The 1,082-nt window shown below is 67.1% G+C and carries 1 protein-coding gene; it reads right to left on the bottom strand.

Going from position 1 to position 1,082, the window contains the following annotated elements:
* The coding region (locus ACH47Z_RS47255; RefSeq protein WP_399086885.1) for an acyltransferase domain-containing protein at window positions 1-1,082 on the bottom strand (1,082 nt) is incomplete at both ends.

Raw genomic sequence — 1,082 nt, 5'->3', positions numbered from 1 at the left:
TGCGGCCAGTACCGGCGCCGCTGGAACGCGTACGTCGGCAAGCTCACCCGCCCCGGCTCGACACCCGCGAACAGGCCCTCCCAGGCCACCGGGACACCACGCACGAACAACTCCGCCGCCGACAGCAGGAACCGCTCCAACCCCCCTTCATTACGACGCAGGGTGCCGGCCACCACGACATCCTCACCAAGAGTGTCCTGCACCGCCATAGTGAGAACGGGATGCGGGCTGACCTCCACGAACACGGTGAACCCGTCCCCGGACACAGCACGAGTGGCCTGCTCGAACTCCACCGTCTCCCGCAGATTCCGGTACCAGTACCCCGCATCCAGCCCCGCCGTGTCGATCCGCTCACCGCAGACGGACGAATACATCGACACCGCACCCGACACCGGAGCAAGCCCCGCCAGATCCGACATCAGCCGGTCCTCGATCAACTCCACATACGCCGAATGCGAGGCATAGTCCACCGGCACCCGCCGCGCCCGCACCCCCAACTCCTCACACCGCGCCACCACCACATCCAGCGCCTCCACCGGACCAGCCACCACCACCGCACCAGGACCATTGACCACAGCCACCGACACACCCTCAGGCAGCAACCCACGCACCTGATCCACCGGCAGCGACACCGCCACCATGCCACCTTGACCCGCCAACACCCCCGCAATAGCCCGACTGCGCAACGCCACCACCCGCGCACCATCGGACAGCGACAGACCACCAGCCACACACGCAGCCGCGATCTCACCCTGCGAATGACCCACCACCGCCGCCGGCTCCACACCCCACGAACGCCACACCCGCGCCAACGACACCATCACCGCCCACAACACAGGCTGCACCACATCCACCCGCGACAGCGCCGCCTCATCCTCCAACACCTCCAACAGCGACCAGTCCACAAACGGCGCCAACGCCTCAGCACACTCCGCCATCGACTCCCGGAACACCCCACAACCACCCAGCAGACCCGACGCCATACCCACCCACTGAGCACCCTGCCCCGGGAAAACGAACACCACCCGACGACCCTGACCACTCCGAGCAACACCGCTTGCCACATTGCCGACCGGCTCACC

It is taken from the genome of Streptomyces sp. NPDC020192 (genome assembly GCF_044388685.1).
Classification (GTDB): domain Bacteria; phylum Actinomycetota; class Actinomycetes; order Streptomycetales; family Streptomycetaceae; genus Streptomyces.
The sequence above is the reverse complement of the archived record's forward strand: the minus strand, read 5'-3'. Positions and strand labels throughout refer to the sequence as shown.